Origin of the sequence: Streptomyces sp. RGM 3693, assembly GCF_050471125.1 — a bacterium.
GTDB lineage: Bacteria > Actinomycetota > Actinomycetes > Streptomycetales > Streptomycetaceae > Streptomyces.
Genome location: NZ_JBMPPQ010000002.1, coordinates 1,855,831 through 1,871,259 on the forward strand (window position 1 = coordinate 1,855,831; position 15,429 = coordinate 1,871,259).

The window sequence follows — 15,429 nt, forward strand, 5'->3', positions numbered from 1 at the left end:
TCACCGCGGCGGCGGTGCTGCTGACCCTGGTGATCCTGCCGACCTCGGTGACCGGCTCCGGGGTGGCGCTGCCGCACATCGGCCGGGACACCGGCGCACCGCTGGACACCCTCCAGTGGGTGGTGCACGCCTACAACCTCACCTTCGCCTGCGCCATGCTCGCCTGCGGCTCCCTGGCCGATCTGCTGGGCCGGCGGCGCCTGTTCGCGGCCGGGGCGGTGGTGTTCACGCTCGCGTCGCTGGCGAGCGCCGTGGCGCCCGGGGTGCTGCTGCTCGACGTGCTGCGGGCGGTGGCCGGCATCGGCGCGGCCGCCCTACTGACCAGCGGCAGCTCCATCCTGGCCACCGCCTTCGAGGGCGCCGCCCGCACCCGGGTCTTCGCCGCGGTCGGCATCGCCACCGGCGGCGGCCTCGCGCTGGGTGCCACGATCGCCGGCACGCTGGCCGACACGGTGGGCTGGCGCTGGTTCTTCGCCGCGCACGGTGTGCTGATGGTGGTGGTGCTGTGCGCCGTGCCGGTCATGCCCCAGTCGCGTCGGGCGGACGCGAGCGGTCTCGACCTGCCCGGCACCGGGGCCTTCGTCACCGGCCTGTTCCTGCTGATGCTGGGCATGGTGGAGGGGCCGCAGTGGGGTTGGGGCAGCCCGCGGGTGCTGGGGCTGCTGGCCGGCGCGGTGCTGCTGGCGGTGGTCTTCGTCCGGGTCGAGCGCCGCAGCCGGCACCCGATGCTCGACCTGGGGCTGCTGCGCAACCGCCGCTTCCTGGCGCTGTGCCTGATCCCGGTGGCGGTCTCCTGCTCGTTCGTGATCCTGCTGCCGCTGCTCCCCAACTACCTGACGGTCGCGGACGGGATGACCAGCAGGGCCGCGGGCGGGGTGCTGCTATTGATGACCGCGCCCGTCCTGTTCGCCCCGCCGCTGGCCGGGCGGCTGATCACCTGGGGGCTGTCGCAGCGCGCCGTGTTCTCGCTCAGCCTGGCCTGCCTGACGTTGGGCGTGGCCTGGCTCGCCGTGGTCCTGCGCCCCGGCGCCGGGCCGGCCGCCCTGGCGGCGCCGCTGCTGGTCCTCGGGGTGGGCCTGGGACTCAACTTCGGGCTGGTGGACGGGGCGGTGCTGACCGTGGTGGCACCGGAGTCCACCGGCACCGCCGCCGGGCTCCTCAACACCCTCCGGCTGGGCAGCGAGGCGGTCGCCATCGCCGCCGCCGGCTCCGCCCTGACCGGCCTGACCCGGCTCCGGCTGGAGGACGGACTCCCGCGCTTCTCCGCCTATCGGGAGGGGTCCGCGGCCCTCGCGAACAGCGTCAACGCCGGTGATCTGAGCGGCCCCGCTTCGGCGGTACCGGCGGCCGTCCGGCCCGGCTTCACCGCCTTCGCGGCCCACGGGTTCACCACCGCCTGGCAGCTCGTCCTGGGCGTCGCCGCGGTGCTCTGCGCGCTGCTGTGGCTGGTGATCCACCGGATGCTGGCACCATCCACGGCGGACGCGACCGCGCCGGGCCGGTCCGTGGCGGAGCCGTCCGTAGTGGAGCCGTCCGTAGTGGAGCCGTCGAGCGGGGAATTGTCCGCGCCGGAATCGTGCGCGCCGGTGGTGTCCGCACCCGCATCATTCGCACTCGAATCATCCGAACCCGAATTGTCCAATCCTCAATTGCCCGCACGTAAATCGTCCGAACGGGAACCATCCGTAGGAGAACTGTTCAACGGGCCGCGGGACAGTCGGTTGTCGGCCGATCTTGGGGGCGCCGATGCGGGCGACCGGACGGAGTCGCGGCCCGCGGGATAGCCCCCGTCCGCCCCGGTACGGCAAGGGCGGCACCCGTGCGCACGGGTGCCGCCCTTGCTTTCTCCGGACTCCCCCCTCGGGAGCTGCCGCCCTCCCAGTCGGCGTGGGAGGCGGCCTTCAACGGGGCTGTGCCTGGCCGGTTGTTTGCCCATCACCCCCCACGGGATCGAGCAATCCGGGCCGTGCGCACCGTCGTTGAATTGCCTCCAGCATTCCGTCCGGGCGTGCCCCGCGCGACCCTTTTCAACTCTGGCCAAAAGGGCATGGTGACCGCGTGTGGTTGCGTGCATACTCAGGCGTGCCGGGGGCCGAGGGAGATAACCAAAGAGTGGGGGTTCGGTGTTACGCGTCCATTTCAGTGGACTCGATCTGGCCCGCGTGCGGATTGCCGCACGCCCGGATGCGCTGTGGGAGACGGTCTTAAGCTTTCACCGACTTCGTGACCGGCGCGACGATTCCACGTTCGGTGGTTGGCGATCGGAAACTCGCGGAAGGTTGAATGGCGAAGCGCGTCTGCTGGCGCCGCTGGTGCCCACGCGCGGCTATTTCCCCGATTTCCTGACGCCCGCCGAGGGCCTGCTCGGCATGGATGAGGCGCTCGCCGCGCTGCGCGAGACCCCGGCCGGCCGGTTGCACGCCGAACTCTCCCGGCTGTCGCCCACCGCGGGCCGCCCGCTCCCCAGCTGGATACGTGCCATGGCGGACGGCGAGACCCGCTCGCTGGGTCGGCTCGCCGGGATACTCCAGCGCTACCACGACGCGGCCGTCGCCCCCTACTGGCACCGCGTCCGGTGCCGGATAGAGGCCGACCGGGCGGCCCGCGGCCGGGCCCTGCTGGACGGCGGCGCGGACCGGCTGCTGGCGTCGCTGCCGCCGATGATGCGCTGGCGCTCGCCCGTCCTGGAGGCCGACTACCCGGTGGACCGGGACCTCCACCTCGGCGGTCGCGGGCTGCTCCTGCTGCCCTCGTACTTCTGCCGCCGCACCCCGGTCACCTTCCACAACCCGGACCTGACGCCGGTCCTGGTCTACCCGGTGGAGCACCCGGTGCCCCGCCCCGCCCCGCCGGTCCCGGCCGACCGCTCGCTGGGGCGGCTGGTCGGCCAGACCCGCTCGGCGATCCTGCACGGCATCGGCGTGGGCTGCACCACCAGCGAACTCGCCCGCCGCGTCGACGTCTCGCTGGCCTCCGCCAGCCAGCACGCCACCGTCCTGCGGGACGCCGGCCTGCTGTCCACCCTGCGCCAGGGCAACGCCGTGCTGCACACCCTGACGCCGCTGGGCGCCGCCCTGTTGCGCGGCGCCCACCTCGACGGGTCGACGGCCTTCTAGCGGTGCGCCGCCGACCGCCCGGGCCGGGCGGCCGTGCGGGCTCACCGCCCCCCGATCCACCGGACCGGCCCTAGTACGGCCGGTCCCCGGCGATCGCCACCCGTTCCGCGACCCGCCGCTGCGTCCCGTAGTCGCACACCGCGTAGTGCTGGGTGGCGCGGTTGTCCCAGAACGCGACGTCCCCGGCCCGCCAGTGGAACCGCACCTGGAACTCCGGCACGTGCGCCTGTTGGAACAGCAGGCGCAGCAGCCGGTCGCTCTCCGCCTCCGGCAGCCCCACGATCCGAGTGGTGAACGAGGCGTTGACGAACAGCGTCCGCCGCCCGGTCTCCGGGTGCCGGCGCACCACCGGATGCTCCACTGGCGGGAACTCCCCTTGAAACGGCGCGAGTTGGGCCGCGGAGAAGAATCGGGAGAAGCCCGGGAGATAGTCGTGCACCGCCCGCGCCCCATCGATCCGCTCCCGGATTTTCAATGGCAAATTGTCATACGCCCCGGCCATATCGGCCCACAGCGTGTCCCCGCCCGACGCCGGCACCTCGCGCAGCTGCAACACCGCGCCCATCGCGGGCCGCTCGCGGAAGGTTACGTCCGTGTGCCATACGTTCTCGAACGTCTGCGCGCCGACGGCCGTCTTGTCAAACCGCACCACCTCCTTCGAGTCGCCCCGGGCAAGCAGTGGGTTGGTCTCCAACTCCCCCCAATTGGCGGCGAATTGGCGTTGCGCGACGGGCGTCAGGTGCTGCCCGCGGAAGAACAGCACCTTCCACTCCAGCAGGGCTCGGTTCAGCTCCGCCCGTAGCGCCGAGGGCAGGGGACGCGACAGATCCAGCCCCCGGATCTCCGCCCCGATGGTGGCGGACTGCGGGACGACCTCGAACCGCTCGTACGGCCGGTCCGGCCAGTCGTCCGGGGTGCGACGCAGGATCCGCCGACCTTCGTAGAGGCCGTCGGCGGGGATGCGGTGGGGGCGCAGGGCCGGCGCGGGGGTGGGGGTGGATGCGTCGGTGGGGGGCGTCGTCAATTGCGTCAACTGGTCCTCCGTCTAGGGGAGTGGGAAGAGGCGCGACGGGAGTCGGGTGGGGGCGCGGGGGAGAGGGGAGCGGCGGGGTGCCGGGGTGGGGGCGCGGGCGAGCCGGCGGGCGGCCCGGTGCGCGGGTCCTCAGGACACGCCGGGACAGCCGACCGGGGGAGAGCCCACCCGGCCGCGGCGGCGCAGGAAGCTCAGGCCGCGGGGCGCGCACGCACCGTGAGGGCCGCGGTCGCGCGGCGCCGCCTCACGGAAAACCAGGTACGTGCACATGGCACGCACCGTACCGCATCCGGGGTCCGCTGCCCATGGTCCGCGGACCCCGGCCGCGCTCAGTCGTCGATGCCGGTGCGCTCCACGCCCGCCACGATGTACCGCTGGAGCAGGAGGAAGACCACCACCAGCGGGACGATCGACACGCCCGCCGCGACGAACAGTTTGTGCAGGTTGAGGTTCTGCGCGGTGGTGAACGTGGACAGTGCGACCTGCACCGTCCAGGCCGACTGGTCCTGGCCGATCACCAGCGGCCACAGGAAGGAGTTCCACGCCCCGATGAAGACGATGGTGCCGACCGCCGCGAACACCGGCCGCGCGTTGGGCACCACGATCCGCCAGTACGTCCGCCAGTACCCCAGGCCGTCCACCCGCGCCGCGTCCTCCAACTCCTTGGGAAATCCAAGGAAGTACTGCCGGAAGACGAAACACGCGAAGGCGCTGAAGAGCGTCGGGATCACCAGACCGCGCAGCGTCGAGATCCAGCCGAGCGTCGACACCAGGACGAAACTCGGCACGAAGGTCACGGCCGCCGGGACCATCAGCGTGCCCAGGATCGCGTAGAAGACCACCGATGCGTGACGGTAGGGGATGCGCGCCAGGCCGTAGCCGGCCATCGAGGCCAGCACCACGGTGCCCACGGTCGTCGACACCGCGATCACCGTCGAGTTGAGCAGGGACCGGGCCAGCGGCAGGTCCGGGTCGGTGAAGACCTCGGTCAGGTTCGACCAGTGCAGCTCGCGCGGGAAGAACGTCCAGGTGGGCGCCGTGATGTCGGCCTCGCTCGCCAGCCCGTTGCGGACCAGCAGGTAGAACGGGACGAGGAAGAGCAGCGCCAGCGCGACCAGCAACACCACCCGCAGCGCCCGGCCGGCCCGGGTCAGGGCATCGTGCATTGCGCTCAGTCCTCCTTGCGGCCGAGCCCGAACCAGCGGGCCTGGACCACCGTCGCCACCGCGATGATCAGTGCCAGGATCACCGCGCCCGCACTGCCCAGCCCCAGGTTCTGGTCCCGCCCGAGCGCGGTGTAGTAGAGGTACACCAACGGGGGCCGGGCGTACGGCGGATAGCCGCGGGCGTCGCTCAGCAGGTTGTAGAACTCGTCGAACGCCTGGAAGGCGTTGATCACCAGGAGCAGCACCACCGCCACCGAGGTGGCCCGCAGTTGCGGGAAGGTGATGTAGCGGAAGACCTGCCAGCCCGGCCGGGCTCCGTCCATCGCCGCCGCCTCGTACAACTGCGGGGAGATCCGCTGGAGTCCGGCGAGGAAGAGGATCATGTAGAAGCCGGCCTGGAGCCACAGCCGCACCGTCACGATGACCAGCCAGTACCACGGCGGACTGGTCGTCGACAGCCACGCCGTCTGGTCCAGTCCGAACCAGCCGAGCACGGTGTTCGCCAGCCCGAACCGCACCCCGTTGAAAAGCGACAACTTCCAGATCAGCGACGCCACGACATAGGAGCACGCGGTCGGCAGGAAGAACACCGACCGGAAGAACGCCTGCGCGAATCGCAGCCGGTTCACCATCAGCGCCAACGACAGCGACAGTGCGAACGTGGCCGGCACGATGAACGCGGTGAAGAGCAGGAAGGTGCCCAGACTGCCGAGGAAAGCGTCGTCCCGCAGCATCGCGGTGTAATTGCCCAGCCCGACGAATTCCGTCGGATTCACCGTGTTGTGGGCGTTGAAGAAACTGAGGTAGACGCTCCACAGCAACGGAACGTAGGTGAACAGGGCCAGCCCGATCGCGAACGGCCCGACGAACACCCAGAACCACAGAGTGCGCCGCTGCGGGCCGAGCAGCCGGGCCGTGCGCGCGCTCACTTCTTCTTCGTCCGCTGTAGCTCGGCGTTGACCGTCCGCAGGACGGACTTCAGCTCGGTCTCCGGGTTCGCCCCGCTCTTGATGATCCGGCTCAGCGCGTCCTGATAGGCATTGCGGTCCGCACTGTTCCACAGCAGCGGTTCGGCATAACCGTGTTCGGTGGCGAACCGCACCGCGTCCGCCGCGGCCCCCTGCTGGAGTTGCCCGGCCTTCTTCGCCAGCGAAATGCGCGCCGGAATGTGGAATCCGTACGACAGCGCGAAATCCTGCTGGAAATCCGTCCGGTCGATCCACAACCATTTGGCGAATTCCTTCGCCGCCGCCCGGTGCTTGCTGCGGGCACTCACCGCGGACGCATATGCCCCCACCGGCACGGTCGGTTTTCCGCCCGAGCCGTCCTTCGGGAACGGCAGCACCCCGAAATCGTCCCCCAGCGCCTTCTTGATCTGCGGCAGCGCCCACAGTCCCGACCACTGCATGGCGGTCAGCCCCTGGATGAAGGCCGCCGGGTCGGACCAGTCCGTGGGCGCGCCCAGCAGCAGCGATCCGTCGGCGTACAACTGCCGCACCTTCGCCAGCACCCGGGCCGCGGCCGGATCGTCGAACCCGGCCCGGCCGTCCTCGGTGATCAGGCTCAGCCCGGCGGCGAACAGCGGTGTCCCGCCGAGCACCCCGGCCCCGCCGTCGTTGCCGAGGAACAGCCCCTTCACCTTGCCGGTGGTGAGTTTCTTCGCCGCGTCGACCAGTTCGTCGACGCTCTGCGGCGGCTGCACCCCGGCGTCCTTGAGCAGGCTCTTGCGGTAGTACAGCAGCTGCGTATCGGTGGCCTGGGGGATGCCCCAGATCTTGTCCTGCCAGATCTTCGGTGCGAGCACCGCCTGATTGAAGTCGTCCTTGACGGGTGCGACCAGGTCGGTCAGGTCGGCCACCTGGCCGCCCTGGATCTGCTCCAGCAGCGGCCCGTTGACCTCGAAGACGTCGGGGCCGGAGTCGGTGAGCAGCGCCGCCGAGGTCTGCCGGTCGTAGTCGCCGGGCCGCCATTGGACGCTGACGTCCGCCTTCTTGTACGCGGCGGCGTACCGTTTCACCGCCTGCTGGGTGCCCGGTTCGCCGTACTGGTGGTACCACTGCGCTAGCGCTGGGCCTGAACCGGAGCCGCCACGACCGGTGTTGGAACCGCACGCGGTCGCCATCGCCCCGGCAAGCGCGATGCCGCCTCCGGCGGCGAGGAGCCGTCTTCTGCCGATCACCGTCATGGCAGGTACTTTGCCGTACGGGGGTGGCCTGCGGCCACGTTGTTGGCCGATTCTGCCTTTGGCGGAGGGGGGTTTGGTGGGGTGGGGCCCCACCCCGGCGGGAGGACAGGTACAAGCAGCAAGCTGGGACGGCCCCTGCTTCCTTCACCCCCTCCGGCCCGCCCCCGGCACCCACCAACCACCAGGCGCCCCGCCCAACAGCACCCTCTCCGCCGAAGGCGGAACCCGGCGGGACAGCCAACGCCGTACGGGGCTATCCCGACGCCAGTCGGAACCGCAACCGGCAAATCACAGCATCGGTATCCCGCCGCACCGCATGCGCCAGCACCGCCCCGCGCTGGTTCTGGAGCACCCGCTGCCACAGGTGCGCGGGCTCGGCCTCGGGGATCAGTACGGTGATGCGGGCCTCGGGCCGACGGGCCGTCAGGTCCGCGACGTAGGCGGCGATCGGGCGGCCCAGGGAGCGGGTGGCGGAGGGCAGTTCCAGCAGGTCCACGCCCGGGTTCCACAGTTCCCAGTCGCGGCGCAGCGCCTCGGTGGCCGGGCGGTCCTCGGGGGTGCCGTAGGTGACGGTGACCGCGATCACCTCGTCGCCCAGGGACACCGCAGCGCCCAGCGCCTCACCGGTCAGCCGGGACAGGTGGGAGACCGGGACGACGACGAGGGAGCGGGCGCGGCGCGGCGGCTCGGGGACCCGGCCCAGGCCGAGGCGGTCGCCGATCCGCGCGTAGGCCCGGTGGACCGCCTCGAAGGTGAGGACCAGCAGCGGCAGCGCGATGGCGATCAGCCAGGCGCCCTCGGTGAACTTGGTGGCGGTGACGACCACCGCGGCGGCGGCGGTGAGCACCGCGCCGAAGCCGTTGAGCAGGGCCTTGCCGAACCAGCGGGCGGACCGCTCCCGGTACCAGTGGCGGACCATCCCGGCCTGGCAGAGCGTGAAGCCGACGAAGACGCCGATGGCGAAGAGCGGCACCAGGGTGTTGACGTCGCCGCCGGAGAAGATCAGCAGCACGGCGGCGACCGCGGCCAGCGCCAGCACACCGTGGCGGTGGACCTGGCGGTCGGCCTTCAGGCCGAAGACGTGCGGCAGGTAGTTGTCGCGGGCCAGCAGCCCCATCAGTACCGGCAGCCCGCCGAAGGAGGTGTTGGCGGCCAGTGCCAGCAGCACCACGGTGGCGAACTGGACGACGTAGAACGCCCAGTTGTGGCCGAGTGCGGCGTCCGCCAGTTGGGCGAGGACGGTGACGCCCTCGACCGGCTGGAGGTGGAAGCGGCCGATGAGCAGCGACAGGCCGATCAGCATGGCGCCGAGCAGGGCGCCCAGCGCGACCTCGGTGCGCTGGGCGCGCCGGGTGGCGGGGGCGCGGAAGGACGGTACGGCGTTGGCGACCGCCTCCACACCGGTCAGCGCCGAGCAGCCGGACGCGAACGCCTTCAGGAGCAGCAGCGCGCCGACGGAGGTGGCGTTGTGGGTGAGGACGGAGGCGTGTCCCGCGGCGGTGACGGTGGACGCCGGCGCGTCCCGGCACAGCCCGACCACGATCATGGCCAGGATCGAGGCGACGAAGACCGCGGTGGGCAGCAGGAAGACCCGTGCCGAGTCGGCGATCCCGCGCAGGTTGATCGCGGTCACCAGGACCAGCACCGCTAGGCAGATCCACAGCCGGTCGCCGTAGAGGCCGGGGAAGGCGGAGGTGAGCGCGGCGACGCCGGCGGTCACCGACACCGCGACGTTGAGGACGTAGTCCAGGACGAGGGAGGCGGCGGCCACCAGGGCCGAACGGCGCCCCAGGTGGGTCTTGGCGACCGCGTAGGAGCCGCCGCCGTTGGGGAAGGCGGCGATGACCTGGCGGTAGGACGCCACCAGGACGGTCAGCAGCGCGGCGATGGCGAGCGTGACCGGGAGGGTGAACCCCAGGCCGTACGCACCGGCCGTGGCCAGCACCAGCACGATCGACTCCGGCCCGTACGCGACGGAGGCCATCGCGTCGAGGGAGAGCGCGGCCAGGCCCTGGAGGGCGGTCAGGCGGTGCCGGTCGCCGGCCGGGTCGGGGTCGGGGGCCGGGGTGACGGCGGTGTGGGGGCCGGGGGCGGTCGCCGGGGGCGGCTGCTCGGGCCGGTTTGCGGACTGCGACACCGTCGACATGTGCGTCGTACCTCCGTGCGGCACTGGGTGGGACCAGCACAGCGTGCGGGGCCCGACGGCCGCCCGCGAGCGGCCTTGGCGCGCCCTTGGCGGGTGGCACGGCGATCTTCACGCGATCTTGACGGCAGTCCGCCGATCGCGCGCCCCGAGAGCCCGCGGGCGCGCCCCGCATCTGGTCCGCGCGCCCGCCGGCCCGGAGCTCACACCACCGGGACGGTGATGTCGTACCGCACCCCGGTGAGCTCCTCCGAGGCCGTCCACAGTCGGTCGGCGGTGTCGTCCTTCTGCGTCCACGGGGCGCGGAACGAGCGGGCCGGGGCGCCGCGCAGTCCGTTGCGCGGGCCGATGAAGGCGTCCGGCTTCATGTGCGGGGCGGTGGCCGCGCACAGCGTGCCCAGCGCGCCGCCGTCCGCGGACTGGGCGATCAGGCGGTTGCCCAGCTCCACCGCCCGCTCGGCGGCCCGGCGGCCCTCCATCCGCACCCCCGCGGTCTGGAGGTTGGTGTGCGCGTAGCCGGGGTGCGCGGCGGCCGCGACGACCTGTGAGCCGGCCGCCGCCAGCCGTTGGGCCAGTGCGCGGGTGAAGAGCAGATTGGCGCTCTTCGACCGGCCGTAGGCGACCCAGCGGTGATAGGACCGCACGCTGTTCAGGTCGTCGAGGTCCACGTTGGCCAGCATGTGCAGCATGCTGGAGACCGTCACCACCCGCGCCCCGGGCGTCGCCAGGAGCTTGGGCAGCAGCAGCCCGGTGAGCGCGAAGTGCCCCAGGTGGTTGGTGCCGAACTGCATCTCGAAGCCGTCCGCGGTGGTGCGCTGCGGCAGTGCCATCACGCCCGCGTTGTTGATGAGCAGGTCGAGCCGGTCGCCGCAGAAGTCGTCCAGGTCCTCGGCGAAGCGTCGCACGGACGCCAGGTCGGCCAGGTCCAGCGGCCGGAACTCCGCTTCGCAGACGGGGACTTCGGACCGCAGTCGGGCCAGCGCCGCGGCGCCCCGCTCCGCGCTGCGGCAGGCCAGCACCACGCGGGCGCCACGCCGCGCCAGTTCACGGGCGGTGATGTAGCCGAGACCACTGTTGGCGCCGGTGACGACCACCGCGCGGCCGGTTTGATCGGGGATGTGGCTGGTGTTCCACCGGGTCACGCCGTACTCCTCGGTAGGGGGAGGATCAGCCTACGCCCGGCCCTCACGCCACCCGTGTCCGCACCCGGTACGTCGGGACGGACACCGACGGATCGTCCAGGCAGTGTCCGGTCTCCAGGTCGAACCGCTGCTTCAGGAGCGGCGACGCCACGAACGGCCGGCCCTGGTGGGTGCCGGTCAGACCGCGGGAGAGGACCGCGGCACCGCCGAACGGATCGCGGTTGTCGATGCCGTAGAGCCGGCCCGCCCGGTCGCGGAAGACGGCCACCTGGCGGCCGTCCGGCAGCAGAGCGGCCACCCCGCGGCCCGGGGTCAGGTCGTTCAGTCCGCAGACCGTGAACCAGGCGTCGGACAGCATCAGTTGGACCTTCAGGTCGGTGCTCTCAAGGGTCAGGGTCATCGCTGGGTGCTTCCTTCCAGGGCGTCTGCCAGGGGCTTCGGGGAGCGTGCGCCCGGCCGCAGGCCGAGGGACAGCAGGGGCAGGTCGGGCTTGATCTGGTCGCGTACGGCGACGAAGCCGACGACCGGGTCGGGGGTGTCCGGGGCGTTCACGAAGGAGACGAACCGGGCCAGCTTCTCCGGGTCGTTGATGGTCTGCGCCCATTCGTCGCGGTAGTGCGCCACGTGGGCCGCCATCAGGGACTCCAGCTCCGCGCAGATGCCGAGGGAGTCCTCGACCACCACGTCGCGGACGTGGTCCAGGCCGCCCGGGATCCGCTCCAGCCAGACGCTGGTGCGCTCCAGGCGGTCGGCGGTGCGGATGTAGAACATCAGGAACCGGTCGATCAGGCGGATCAGTTCGGCGTCGGAGAGGTCCTGGGCCAGCAGGTCCGCGTGGCGCGGCGTCGCGCCGCCGTTGCCGCCGACGTACAGGTTCCAGCCGCCCGCGGTGGCGATCACGCCGAAGTCCTTCGACTGGGCCTCCGCGCACTCGCGGGCGCACCCGGAGACCGCCGACTTGAGCTTGTGCGGGGACCGCAGCCCGCGGTAGCGCAGCTCCAGGTCGATGGCCATGCGGACCGAGTCCTGGACGCCGTAGCGGCACCAGGTCTGTCCGACGCACGACTTCACCGTGCGCAGCGACTTGCCGTAGGCGTGCCCGGACTCGAAGCCGGCGTCCACCAACCGGGTCCAGATCAGCGGGAGTTGCTCGACCCGGGCGCCGAACATATCGATCCGCTGACCGCCGGTGATCTTGGTGTAGAGCCCGAAGTCCCGGGCGATCTCACCGATCACGATGAGCCCTTCCGGGGTGATCTCCCCGCCGGGGACGCGCGGTACGACCGAGTACGAGCCGTTCTTCTGGAGGTTGGCGAGGAAGTGGTCGTTGGTGTCCTGAAGCGACGCCTGCTCGCCGTCCAGGACGTGGCCGTCGGCACCGATCGCCGGCGCCAGCGAGGCGAGGATCGAACCGACCGCCGGCTTGCAGGTCTCGCAGCCGTCGGTGCCCCGGGCGCCCTCGCGGCCGTAGCCGTCCAGCAGCTGCTGGTACGAGGTGATCCGCAGGGCGAGGACGATCTCGTACAGCTCCTCGCGGGTCCGCGCGAAGCAGCCGCACAGGCCCTTGTCGACCTCGACCCCGCTCGCCTCCAGCTCCTCGTTGACGAGCTGGCCGAGGACCTTGACGCAACTGCCGCAGCCGGTACCGGCCTTGGTGCACTTCTTGACCTCGGGCACGCTGGTGCACGCGTGCTCGGTGACCGCACCGCGGATGGTGCCCTTGGTGACGTTGTGGCAGGAGCAGATCACCGCGTCGTCCGGCAGCGCGGACGGGCCGAGCTGCGCCGGGGCGCCCGCGCCCGCAGGGAGCACCAACTGCTCGGGCGCCAGCGGCGGCACCGAACCGGTCAGCGCGCGCAGCGTGCCGTACGCCTCCGCGTCGCCGACCAGGACGCCGCCGAGCAGGGTCCCGTCCCGAGCCACGACCAGCTTCTTGTACAGGCCCGCCCGCGAGTCGGCGTAGACGACGTCGAGGCAGCCCTGTGTGGTGCTGTGTGCGTCACCGAACGACGCCACGTCCACGCCCAGCAGCTTCAGCTTGGTGGACAGGTCGGCGCCGGTGAAGGCGGCGGCGTCCTCGGCGAGGGTCGCGGCCACCGTCTCCGCCTGCTCGTAACCGGGCGCGACCAGGCCGTACACCCGCCCGTCGACGGCCTGCGCGCACTCGCCGACGGCGAACACCCGCGGGTCGGTCACCGTGCGGCACTGCGCGTCGACGGTGATGCCACCGCGCTCGCCGACCGCCAGCCCGCAGTCCCGGGCCAGCTGGTCGCGGGGGCGGACGCCGGCGCTGAACACGATCAGGTCGGTGGCGAGCTCGGAGCCGTCCGACAGCCGCATCCCGGTCACCGCGCCGTCCGCGCCGGTCACCACCTCCTGGGTCCCGGTCCCGGTGTGGACCGTCAGCCCCATCTCCTCGATGGTGCGCAGCAGGGCCGCGCCGCCACCGTCGTCCACCTGCACCGGCATCAGGCGCGGCGCGAACTCCACGATGTGGGTGGCCAGTCCCAGCCCCTTCAGCGCACCGGCGGCCTCCAGCCCCAGCAGGCCGCCGCCGACCACGGCGCCGGTCTTCGCCCGGTTCGCCGCGTACGCCTCGATCGCCAGCAGGTCCTCGATGGTGCGGTACACGAAGCAGCCCTCGGCGTCCTTGTGCGGGACGGGCGGCACGAAGGGGTACGAGCCGGTGGCCAGGACGAGGGTGTCGTAGCCGACGGTCAGCCCGGAGCGGGCGGTGACGGTCCGGGCCGCCCGGTCGACGGTCTCCGCCGGGTCGCCGAGGTGCAGTTCGATGCCGTGCTCGGCGAGGAACCGCTCGTCGGTCAGGGAGAGTTCCGCGGCCGTCCTCCCCGAGAAGTACGAGGTGAGCTGGACGCGGTCGTAGGCCGGCCGCGGCTCCTCGCACAGCACGACCACGCGGTGCGTGGCGGTCAGGCCGCGCTCGGCCAGCGCTTCGAGGAAACGCTGGCCGACCATGCCGTGGCCGACGAGCACGATCGTGGGGCGCGACCGGTCACGCAAAGCCGTCGTGGACATCAGGAGCCTCCGTCGTTGGTGAGCAGGTGGAGCAGGGGGCCGTCGTCGGACGGGAGCGACTCGGCGTCCTCCCAGGCGCGGGCGAGCGTGCCGACGGTGCCCAGCGCGCCGACGAGGACCCCGCCGACCAGGCGGTCGCCGCGGACGACGACCTTGCGGTAGGTGCCGCGGGTGGCGTCGGCGAGCCGTACGACGTCGTCGCCGGGGCGCGGTGCGGTCTCGCCGAACGCGGCGAGGTCCAGGGCGTCCCGCCCGGCCAGGGTGAGCCGGGTCAGGGCGCGGGTCCCGGTGTAGGCGGGGGCGGTGGCCCGGGGGCCGGTCAGCACCCGGGCCAGCGCGTCGGCCTGTTCCTGGGCGGCGCCGGCCAGGCCGTAGACGGTGCCGTGGTGCTCGGCGCAGTCGCCGACGGCGTGGATGTGCGGGTCGCTGGTGCGCAGCGCGCCGTCCACCCGGATGCCGGTGCCGACGTCCAGGCCGGCGTCCCGGGCGAGCCCGGTGCGGGGGCGGACCCCGCAGGCCAGGACGACCAGACCGGCGTCGAGCAGGTGCCCGTCGGCCAGTTCGACGCCGTGCACCCGGCGCCCGACCGTCCCGTCGGGGCCGCTCACCGGCCGGGTCCGGACGCCGCGCGCCCGGCACTCGGTGTGCACTTCCACGCCGAGCCCGGTGAGGTGGTCCCGCAGCAGCGCCCCCGCCTCCGCATCGAGGTGACGGTCCATCAGGTAGGTGCCCTGGTGGGCCAGGAGGACCCGCGCCCCGCACGCGGCCAGCGCCCGGGCCGCCGACACCCCGAGCAGCCCGCCGCCGACCACCACCGCCGGCATTCCGGGCCGGACCGCCGCGGCCAGCGCCGCACAGTCGTCCAGGGTGCGGAACGGGTGCACCCCGTCCGGCAGCTCCGGCCCGTCCGGCGCGAACAGGCCGCGCAACGGCGGCAGCACCGGATTGGCACCGGTCGCCAGCACCAGCACGTCGTAGCCGAACTCCCGCCCGTCGTCGCTCCGCACCCGCCGCGCCCCCCGGTCGATCCGGGCCACCCGTACGCCGCAGTGCCAGGCCACCGAGGCGGCCGGCGCGGGCAGCGTGATCACCTGTGGCGGATAGCGGCCCGCCAGGATCTCCGCGAGCAGCACCCGGTTGTAGGGCTGATGCGCCTCCTCGGACAGGACGGTCACCCGGAGCGGGCGGGGGCCCGCGCCGCCCGCCGCCGCGGTCAGCTGGTGGACGAGCCGGGCGGCGGCCATCCCGCCGCCGACCACCAGCACCCGCGCCGCCGCCGTCGGAGGTGCCGGTGCGGGGCCGGAGCCCGTCGTGCCCGCGGGCTCACGGCCCGTGAGCGATATGCCCGTCAGCGTCATGCCCGACAGCCTGCGACGCCGCTGTTACCCGCCCGCATCGCCCGCGTTACCCCGGCGGAACGCGGCCCTCAGCGGCTCGCCGACCGGCCTGTGAGGGGATGCTGGGGGCATGCCCCGCCCCGCCCGCCCCCTCGGGGAAGCCCACCGCCCCGCCGGCCCCGCCCTCGGACACCGACCACCGCCGCGTACGGGCCGTCCTGCGCTACCTGGAGGCGGCCCGCCGGCCGTAGCCACCCCGCCCCCAGGCATC

General features: G+C 72.6%; 12 protein-coding genes. 3 read left to right on the plus strand and 9 right to left on the minus strand.

Features of this window, described 5'->3' with window-relative positions; translation table 11 throughout:
- The first annotated feature begins 14 nt into the window (after window positions 1–14).
- Together ACO0M4_RS25610 and ACO0M4_RS25615 are read left to right on the plus strand one after the other, a co-directional pair.
- Window positions 15–1,784, plus strand: coding sequence for an MFS transporter (locus ACO0M4_RS25610; protein ID WP_430373256.1), 1,770 nt, complete (start codon window positions 15–17; stop codon window positions 1,782–1,784).
- Window positions 1,785–2,279: 495 nt separating this feature from the next.
- The gene (locus ACO0M4_RS25615; protein WP_430373257.1) at window positions 2,280–3,116 is read left to right on the plus strand and encodes an ArsR/SmtB family transcription factor; all 837 of its coding nucleotides are present in this window, start codon (window positions 2,280–2,282) and stop codon (window positions 3,114–3,116) included.
- 70 nt (window positions 3,117–3,186) lie between these two features.
- Here the strand turns inward: ACO0M4_RS25615 and ACO0M4_RS25620 are convergent, their stop codons facing one another.
- The 9 genes from ACO0M4_RS25620 to ACO0M4_RS25660 all read right to left on the minus strand — a co-directional run bounded on the left by ACO0M4_RS25620 (window position 3,187) and on the right by ACO0M4_RS25660 (window position 15,179).
- Entirely contained in the window at window positions 3,187–4,149 is a 963-nt protein-coding gene (locus tag ACO0M4_RS25620) for a TauD/TfdA dioxygenase family protein (protein ID WP_430373258.1), read from the minus strand.
- A 329-nt stretch (window positions 4,150–4,478) separates the two neighbouring features.
- On the minus strand, window positions 4,479–5,315 hold the full coding sequence (locus tag ACO0M4_RS25625) for a carbohydrate ABC transporter permease (RefSeq protein WP_430373259.1): 837 nt from the start codon (window positions 5,313–5,315) through the stop codon (window positions 4,479–4,481).
- A 5-nt stretch (window positions 5,316–5,320) separates the two neighbouring features.
- Window positions 5,321–6,244 (minus strand): carbohydrate ABC transporter permease, encoded by a 924-nt coding sequence (locus ACO0M4_RS25630; RefSeq protein ID WP_390026405.1) that lies wholly within the window; start codon window positions 6,242–6,244, stop codon window positions 5,321–5,323.
- Window positions 6,241–7,500 carry an ABC transporter substrate-binding protein gene (locus ACO0M4_RS25635; RefSeq protein ID WP_430373260.1) on the minus strand — a complete coding sequence of 420 codons (1,260 nt, stop codon included), beginning with the start codon at window positions 7,498–7,500 and terminating at the stop codon, window positions 6,241–6,243. Before ACO0M4_RS25635 ends, ACO0M4_RS25630 begins: the two co-directional genes overlap by 4 nt.
- Before the next feature lie 253 nt (window positions 7,501–7,753).
- Window positions 7,754–9,646, minus strand: coding sequence for an APC family permease (locus ACO0M4_RS25640; RefSeq protein ID WP_430373261.1), 1,893 nt, complete (start codon window positions 9,644–9,646; stop codon window positions 7,754–7,756).
- Window positions 9,647–9,846: 200 nt separating this feature from the next.
- A complete protein-coding gene (locus ACO0M4_RS25645; RefSeq protein ID WP_430373262.1) occupies window positions 9,847–10,785 on the minus strand; it encodes an oxidoreductase in 939 nt (312 codons plus the stop codon).
- A gap of 43 nt (window positions 10,786–10,828) precedes the next feature.
- Window positions 10,829–11,185 (minus strand): nitrite reductase small subunit NirD, encoded by a 357-nt coding sequence (gene nirD, locus ACO0M4_RS25650; RefSeq protein WP_430373263.1) that lies wholly within the window; start codon window positions 11,183–11,185, stop codon window positions 10,829–10,831.
- Window positions 11,182–13,821 (minus strand): nitrite reductase large subunit NirB, encoded by a 2,640-nt coding sequence (nirB, locus tag ACO0M4_RS25655; RefSeq protein WP_430373264.1) that lies wholly within the window; start codon window positions 13,819–13,821, stop codon window positions 11,182–11,184. Before nirB ends, nirD begins: the two co-directional genes overlap by 4 nt.
- Window positions 13,821–15,179: an NAD(P)/FAD-dependent oxidoreductase gene (locus ACO0M4_RS25660; RefSeq protein ID WP_430373265.1), complete on the minus strand. Its 1,359-nt coding sequence runs from the start codon at window positions 15,177–15,179 to the stop codon at window positions 13,821–13,823. Before ACO0M4_RS25660 ends, nirB begins: the two co-directional genes overlap by 1 nt.
- Before the next feature lie 98 nt (window positions 15,180–15,277).
- Between ACO0M4_RS25660 and ACO0M4_RS25665 the strand changes: the two genes are divergently transcribed.
- Complete coding sequence (locus tag ACO0M4_RS25665; RefSeq protein WP_430373266.1) at window positions 15,278–15,409, plus strand: hypothetical protein; 132 nt, start codon at window positions 15,278–15,280, stop codon at window positions 15,407–15,409.
- Window positions 15,410–15,429 lie beyond the last annotated feature (20 nt).

What these genes read in the sequence shown, in the direction of transcription:
- ACO0M4_RS25625 (WP_430373259.1), bottom strand. Translation starts at nt 5,315, where the DNA reads ATGCACGATGCCCTGACCCGGGCCGGCCGGGCGCTGCGGGTGGTGTTG.
- ACO0M4_RS25635 (WP_430373260.1), bottom strand. Translation starts at nt 7,500, where the DNA reads ATGACGGTGATCGGCAGAAGACGGCTCCTCGCCGCCGGAGGCGGCATC.
- ACO0M4_RS25640 (WP_430373261.1), bottom strand. Translation starts at nt 9,646, where the DNA reads ATGTCGACGGTGTCGCAGTCCGCAAACCGGCCCGAGCAGCCGCCCCCG.
- nirD (WP_430373263.1), bottom strand. Translation starts at nt 11,185, where the DNA reads ATGACCCTGACCCTTGAGAGCACCGACCTGAAGGTCCAACTGATGCTG.
- nirB (WP_430373264.1), bottom strand. Translation starts at nt 13,821, where the DNA reads ATGTCCACGACGGCTTTGCGTGACCGGTCGCGCCCCACGATCGTGCTC.
- ACO0M4_RS25660 (WP_430373265.1), bottom strand. Translation starts at nt 15,179, where the DNA reads ATGACGCTGACGGGCATATCGCTCACGGGCCGTGAGCCCGCGGGCACG.
- ACO0M4_RS25665 (WP_430373266.1), top strand. Translation starts at nt 15,278, where the DNA reads ATGCTGGGGGCATGCCCCGCCCCGCCCGCCCCCTCGGGGAAGCCCACC.